Origin of the sequence: Pseudomonas californiensis (assembly GCF_021147775.1) — a bacterium.
GTDB lineage: Bacteria > Pseudomonadota > Gammaproteobacteria > Pseudomonadales > Pseudomonadaceae > Aquipseudomonas > Aquipseudomonas californiensis.
Map to the genome: position 1 here is coordinate 1 of NZ_JAGTPK010000135.1, position 745 is coordinate 745.

A 745-nucleotide genomic window follows, 5' to 3' on the forward strand; every position below is an offset into this window, starting at 1 on the left:
ACAAAGAAATGGCAGATGCCAAAACCCTGCCTGAACAACTCGACGTCATCGTGAAATGGGAAGGGACGTCGCTGCGCCAGGACGTCATCAGCGCTGCCGGCTTCGGCAAAGGCTTCACCGATGGGATGGCGAGCACGGGGCTGGATACGTTGAACAGCGCCATGAGCTTCATGCGTGACCCTCGCGAGAGTCTGGACGCACTCAAAGAGTTTGTGACCTCTCCGGAAGCCATGAAGCAACTCGGGGCGCAGGTGGTCGCCACGATTGAGACTCAAGTAGATGAGATCAACGAAGCTCTGGATAAAGGTGGCGACGCCAACGCCGAGGACTTGGGTAGAAAAGCCGGTCACACCTTCTCGTTGGTAGTGGGCACCATCGCCAATGGCGGCAGCGGCGCCGCCTCGAAGTCTGTGACCCTCTCCAGAATGGGAATCGACGTTTCCAGCAAAGAACTTGAGGGGCTGGTTACCAAAGTCAAAGCGAATGGGCTGAAAAACGAAATCGCCCAGGTCGAAAAACTGGGCCGTGATTCAGACGTGCCAGTGATCGACCCGATTGCCGAGTCTGGACCGGGAACCAAGACAACCGACAAGGCACCGTTACCCTCCTACTACCGCGAAGACAGCTCGGCCGGAGCGGCCGTGACGCAAGCGGATCTGCCGGAAGGCTACACACGCGTACTGAACACAAAAACCGGCAACTTCGAAGTCCGCAGCCCTACGGGTGATTTGCAATTTCCTGATTC

1 protein-coding gene is annotated in these 745 nt (G+C 57.3%); it reads left to right on the forward strand.

What is annotated here, in order from left to right:
- Positions 1–745 (forward strand): hypothetical protein (locus tag KDX37_RS29305; RefSeq protein ID WP_231656650.1); only part of this gene is annotated, 745 nt, incomplete at both ends.